Below are 5,408 nucleotides of genomic sequence, written 5' to 3' on the forward strand. Positions count from 1 at the left end.
TTCCCCCGATATAAGATCGTCCAATCCCTCGCTCCGCGCCTTCAACGAGCGCGCCTCGATAAACGCCCGCCTGCAAGGCACCGCCGCCGACATCATCCGCCGTGCCATGATCCGCATGGAGGAGGCGTTGGAAAAAGCAGGCCTTTCGGCACGCATGCTGCTGCAGGTGCATGACGAATTGATCTTCGAGACCGTCGAGGCGGAAGTCGAGGCAACGATCCCGGTCGTGCGTCACGTCATGGAGAACGCGGCGATGCCGGCGGTCTCGATGTCGGTGCCGCTGCACGTCGACGCGCGGGCGGCGAACAACTGGGACGAGGCGCATTAGCGCCAACGCAAGGTGTGTTGAGATTCAGGTCAGGCCGAGCCGAAAATGGTGGATTCCGAGAACCGGAGCGGAGCGTACTTTTCGTACGTGAGCACAGTTCTACCGCGACGCGGTAGAACGGGGAAGCGCAGGTATCAGCCATTTGCAGGCCGGCATCACCTGAATATCAACGCACCTTAGGCCGCTTCGGCCAGGCACTTGGCACACGTCCCGCGAAACTCGATCACCGCCTTCTTGGCGGCGAAGCCGGTGGAGCGCACCCATTCGTCCAACTGGTGGCCGACATCGTGGTCGGACATTTCGGTGACCTGCCCGCATGTGTCGCAGATCGCGAAGGCGGTCATCGAGTGGTTGTGGTCGTGCGGTTCGGCGCAGGCGACGAAGGAGTTGATGCTTTCGAGCCGATGCACGAAACCTGACTTCACCAGCGTATCGAGCGCGCGATAGACTTGGAGCGGCGCGCGAAAACCGCGCTCGCGCAATTGGTCGAGCAAGGTGTAGGCACTGAGCGGTCCGCTGGCGGTCTCGAGTTTCTCGAGAACGCACAGCTGGTTCTTCGTCAGCACATCCCTTGCCGCCATGATCCTGTTTCCAACTCGCCTTGCGTCGCTTGTGCCGCGCACAAACGATCCATGTCCCATCCAGATAGCGACGAACAGGCATTTTTGCTACTGTTTCCAGCATTCTGCCCGCGAGGCGGTCGAGAACATCGATCGGAGCGGGGCAACAGGCAGGTTGCTCTGCGATGTGACGTTCAAAATACTGACAATATCTTCGGCAAGGATTGCCGCGCTTGGAAATTCGGTCGGGCTTGGGGAAGCAATCATGATCAAATTGACGCGGCGGACGCTGCTGGTCGGCACGTCCGCCTTGACCATGGCCGGCATGGTATCGTTCCGGACCATGGCCGCATCGCGCACCTACCATGCGCTGCTGGTCGCCTGCACCGAATATCCCAACCTGCCGCAGAGGAACTGGCTTGTCGGGCCGAAGAACGATGCAGCCCTCGTCCGCGACTATCTCCTGAAGAATGTGCCCGACCCCGTGCGCTTCGCGCCGGAAAACGTCACGCTGCTCGCCAAGGATGTCCCCGGCGCCAGTGGCCTGCCGACCCATGCGGCGATCAAGGCTGCATTGGCCGACCTTGCCGCCAAGGTTCAGCGCGACGATTTCGTCTATCTGCATCTGTCCGGTCACGGTGCCCAGCAGCCGCAGATGGTCAAGGGCGACGAAACCGACGGGCTCGACGAGATCTTCCTGCCCGTCGATATCGGCAAATGGATCAACCGCGATGCCGGCGTGCCCAATGCGCTGATCGACAACGAAATCGGCGCGGCACTCGACGCCATCCGCGACAAGGGTGCTTTCGTCTGGGTTGTGTTCGACTGCTGCCATTCCGGAACCGCGACACGCGCCGTCGAGGTCGATGACGAGCTGGAGCGCAAGGTCGAGTTCGCCGACCTGGTCGGCGGCAACGAGTCCGAGCGGGCTGCCGCGATCAAGGCCTATGATGAGGTGATTTCGGTCGCCGGCTCGCGCGGCATCGACGACAATGGCACGCGCAAGCCCGCCTTCACCCTGACGCCGACCGGTGGCGAACCGATCACCAAGGGCAAGCTGGTCGCCTTCTATGCCGCGCAGACGGTGGAGACGACGCCCGAGATGCCGTTGCCCAAGGGCATCGCGGATGCGCCGCGCTTGGGCCTGTTCACCTTCACCATCCTGTCCAAACTGGCCGAGAATCCCAACGTCACCTATCGCCAACTCGGCCAGGCCGTGCTGCAGCAATATTCGGCCGACAGCCGCACCCGGCCGACACCGCTGTTCGAGGGCGAACTGGATGCCCGCGTCTTCGGCACCGACAGGACCGATGCAGTCATGCAGTGGCCTGTCGTCATCAAGGACGGCGAAGCGACGATCGGCGCCGGGCTGCTGCATCGCCTCACCCCCGGCAGCAAGCTCGCCATCCTGCCGTCGGCGTTATCGCCGCTGTCCGACGCTGTCGGATTTTTGCAAGTGCAGTCGGCAAAAAACCTGGAAAGCCGCGTCAAGCCGGTCGAGTTCGACAAGAAGCCGGCGCTCAAAGTCGCCGACATTCCCGCCAACGCCTATGCGCGGGTGGCGGAGATCGCCGTCGACTACAAGCTCGTCTTGGCGCGGCCGGCCATAGCCAAGGGACTTGAGAAGGAAACCGCTCTGGTCAATTCGGTTCTCGACGAACTGGCCACAGCCAGGGAGACCGGCTTCAACATCGAGCTGGTCGAGCCCGGCAAGAGCGCCGACCTCCGCCTCGCGGTGATGCGCGAGAATGCTGTTCCCGGCGTCAAGGATGCGACCGACAAGCCGGCGCTGTGGTTCCTGCCGGCGTCGGGCGACGTGAGCCTGAAGGAGGGCGGCAAACCGCCGCTGATCATCATTCACGACCGCCACAAGCTGGCCGATGCAACGGCCAGGAACCTGCGCACCATCTTCCGTGCCACCGGGCTTTCGCGGCTGGCGGCGGCCTCAGACTACAAGCCCGAGGACGTCGACGTCCAGTTCCAGGTCAAACGTCGCGACAAGGATGGCCTCGAACCGCTGCCGGCTTCGGTTGTGCCGCGCGTCTCGCCGGGCGACGAAGTGCATGTGCTGGCCAAGAACGGCTCGGACCTGCTGGTCGACATCAACGTGCTCTATGTCGGCAGCGACTATTCGATCACTCATATCGTTGCCGAACGCCTCGCCCCGCAGGCCACGCTCGAAGAGGGGCTGCTGGCTTTCACCGACACCAGTTTCGGCATGGAGCGGATGATCGCTGTTTTGACCGAGGCGCCGCCGGAGAGCGAGAAGCAGGATCTGAGCTTCCTGGCACAGGACGGCGTCGCCTCGGCGACGCGTGGAACGGGCTCCGCCGGCTTCTCCGACATGCTGACCGATCTCGGCATGGCGCCGGCCACCCGCTCGGTGATGCGGCTTGCCGACAAGAGCGGCCCGAAAGGCGCGGTGATGATCTTCCCGATGGAAACGGTGCCGCGCGCCTGAGCGGATGTCGGCGACCAGGGCCATATGGCTCTGTGGCGGCTCTTGCGCGATCGGCGCGATATGAGAACATTCCCGGCCGCGTCCTGGCGCATGACGGCCGGATGAAACGGATAGGATCGATTGTGAAGAATTCTGTGTTTTCCTGGCGTGGAACGGTAACCGGCCTTGCCGGCGGCCTGTTGCTGATCGCCAACGCTTCGGCGGACGAGGCCTGCGGCCTGTGCGTCAAGCAGATCGTCACCAACTCGGAACTGGCGACGTGTTTTCTCGATCAGTACGACCAGTTCGCCAAAAGCGGCAGCGACGCGGTTATCGTCGATCTCAGCAACTGCGCCTCGCGCGGCGTCGTCGAAGCCTTGCCGTCCCCCAACAAGGGGGCGGCGGAGCCCGACGTACAGTTCATGATTTCGCGCCTGCAACTGGAATGCCTGAAACGGAAGCTGGAGACGCCGGGCATTGTGCTGGATCCCTCCGCCACCATTGAACTGGACAGCTGCGGATGAAGAAGCCAACGGGCAACACCAGGCAAACAGCAGCCGCCGCACCAGCAAAGGCGCCGGCCGGCAAAACGGCGCTGCCGGAAACCACCGAAGGTTTCCCTTGGCCAAGCGCCCACGAGATCAAGAAGGAGAGCAATCCCTTCACCGACCCCGACTGGCGCATGCTGGTCTATGCCTGGTCGGGCATGGCGGTGCGTCTCGCCATCATCTTCACCTTGATGTTTTCGATCTACCAGTTCCTGGCCAACCAGGAACAGAAGCGCGTCGAGCAGACCATGTCGCTTGTCGAACTCTGGGAAAACAAGGACTACCAGCAGGCGCAGCGCGCGCTGAAAGATCGTCTGACGGGCCTCAACGCCAAATATGATAATCTGCTCAGCGCCAACCCCTCGCCGACCGAGGAGCAGGTGTTCCGGCAACGGATCGGCATCGAGGCGATGACCGCCTCCGGCGGCGACATGCCGCTCGCCGATTTCAGCGAGAATTTCGACCGCATCGTCTATTTCCTCAACCGTCTGTCCTTCTGTGTCGACGGCGATTTGTGTTCGCGCAAGGTGACCGACGCCTATTTCCGCGACTATGCCGTCTCGTTCTGGAGCTATTTTGCCGGCTACATAGACAAGCAGCGCAAGGCGGGTTCTCCCACTTTCGCTTCGGCAATCGAGAACTATGTGCGCAACGGCCCGCCTGCACCCGCAGCCAAATAGCGGCGCGAAAAAAGGCGGCGGGATTGCGCCGCCGCCTTTGTCTCCACCGCGAATGCGCAGCGATTATTTATACAGGCTGTTGATCCACTGGACGTTGGCAGCGTTGAGGCGCACGGCGGTGTTCGCGTCGGGGCTTTCCGCCACGTTGACACCGGTGACGATGCGCTGCTTGGCCTTGTTGTCATAGGCATAGACCGAGCTGCCGCTCGACCCTGGGAACGTATCGCAGTCATACTGGAAATATTCCGGCGCGATGTTTTCGGCGTGCACTTCGCAGTTTGCCTTCCACATCGTGCCCATCGGCTTGTCACCGGGATAGCCGACGAGATTGGCGGTGAAATCGCCGAGATCCTCATAGTTGGCATAGCCCAGCCAGCCGAGATTGGTGCCGACATCCTGCTTTAGCGTGACGACGCCGAGATCCCACAGCAGGACCGAACCATAATAACCCTGGTAGTTGTCGATGAAGCCTTGCAGCACATAGGCGCTTTCGAAGGCGAAGGCGCCGAACGGTGCGTCGTCGGCCGTGCTGCCGTTCAGCCCCGGCACGAACAGATAGTCGGAGAGCCAATCCTTGTCCTCATGACTGTAGAGGCAGTGCGCGGCGGTGAGCACCGTGCGCGGGCCGATCAGCGTTGCCGAACAGCTGCCGAAGCTGCCCGTCTTCGGCGATTTAGCTTCGAGATAGCCGATTGCCGAGAACGGATAGGTCTTGGTGTTCTTGACCTGCTCGCGATCGTCGGTGCCGAAGACCTGACGGCCGGCTTCGCCTTCGCCGAGGTCCGGATCCTCGGTCTTGCGCTCGGCCCCGTCTTTTCCGGTGGCCGGAGCGTTCAGTTCCTTGATGATAAG

Annotated in this window: 6 protein-coding genes; 4 read left to right on the forward strand and 2 right to left on the reverse strand. The window is 62.3% G+C overall.

The genetic code is table 11. The features are described 5' to 3' along the window. Positions 1 to 328: DNA polymerase (locus EN749_RS29860; protein ID WP_245491519.1), on the forward strand; the 328-nt coding region annotated here is incomplete at its 5' end. Positions 329 to 504: 176 nt separating this feature from the next. On the opposite strand, the gene EN749_RS29865 is transcribed toward EN749_RS29860, so the two are convergent. Further along, positions 505 to 909, reverse strand: a complete 405-nt coding sequence (locus tag EN749_RS29865) for a Fur family transcriptional regulator (protein WP_056594898.1) — start codon at positions 907 to 909, stop codon at positions 505 to 507. 244 nt (positions 910 to 1,153) lie between these two features. On the opposite strand from EN749_RS29865, the gene EN749_RS29870 reads away from it, so the two are divergent. The 3 genes from EN749_RS29870 (at position 1,154) to EN749_RS29880 (ending at position 4,556) form a co-directional block, all read left to right on the forward strand. Next, positions 1,154 to 3,349: a caspase family protein gene (locus EN749_RS29870; RefSeq protein WP_128364505.1), complete on the forward strand. Its 2,196-nt coding sequence runs from the start codon at positions 1,154 to 1,156 to the stop codon at positions 3,347 to 3,349. Positions 3,350 to 3,471: 122 nt separating this feature from the next. Next, positions 3,472 to 3,852, forward strand: coding sequence for a hypothetical protein (locus EN749_RS29875; protein WP_127809291.1), 381 nt, complete (start codon positions 3,472 to 3,474; stop codon positions 3,850 to 3,852). After that, entirely contained in the window at positions 3,849 to 4,556 is a 708-nt protein-coding gene (locus EN749_RS29880) for a hypothetical protein (RefSeq protein WP_128364506.1), read from the forward strand. The genes EN749_RS29875 and EN749_RS29880 overlap by 4 nt, the downstream gene beginning before the upstream one ends. A 63-nt stretch (positions 4,557 to 4,619) precedes the next feature. Here the strand turns inward: EN749_RS29880 and EN749_RS29885 are convergent. Beyond that, on the reverse strand, positions 4,620 to 5,408 hold a 789-nt coding region (locus tag EN749_RS29885; protein WP_145991054.1), incomplete at its 5' end, for a serine protease.

The sequence above is a fragment of the Mesorhizobium sp. M7A.F.Ca.ET.027.02.1.1 genome (assembly GCF_004022985.1).
Classification (GTDB): Bacteria; Pseudomonadota; Alphaproteobacteria; order Rhizobiales; family Rhizobiaceae; genus Mesorhizobium.